General features: G+C 61.3%; 1 pseudogene. It reads left to right on the forward strand.

Going from position 1 to position 532, the window contains the following annotated elements:
• Positions 1-45 precede the first annotated feature (45 nt).
• Positions 46-532 (forward strand): annotated as a pseudogene (locus tag CXQ90_RS21895) (hypothetical protein); the annotation flags it as partial.

A 532-nucleotide genomic window follows, 5' to 3' on the forward strand; every position in this document is an offset into this window, starting at 1 on the left:
GGACGCATCCACCCCCTCGGACTTGTCGGCTTTCGACGGATCGAGGTGGACCACGACGAAGACGGCAAGGGCTTCGGGCTCAAGGTCAATGGTGTGCCGGTCTTCTGCCGCGGCTCGGTCTGGACCAGCGCCGAGCTCCTGCGACTGTCGGGCTCCGCCGAAGCCTATGCGCCTTGGCTCGCTTTGTCGGCCGAAGCCAACATGAACATGATCCGCATCGGCGGAACCATGACCTATGAGAGTGCAGACTTCTTCCGCCTTTGCGACCGACTGGGCATCATGGTCTGGCAGGACCTGATGTTTGCGAATTTCGATTATCCCTTCGCAGACGAAGCCTTTGCCATGCGCGCAAAGACCGAAGTAGCAAGCCTCCTAGGCGAGCTTCAGGGCCACCCCTCGCTAGTGATTGTGGCTGGAGGCAGCGAAGTCTTCCAGCAGGGCGCCATGCTCGGGCTTCCGGACCGCATCTGGAAAGGCGCGTTCTTCACCGAGACGTTGGCTCAGCTCGTCAAAGACTATCGCCCGGACGTGG

This window comes from Arthrobacter sp. ZGTC131 (assembly GCF_002929275.1).
Classification (GTDB): domain Bacteria; phylum Actinomycetota; class Actinomycetes; order Actinomycetales; family Micrococcaceae; genus Arthrobacter.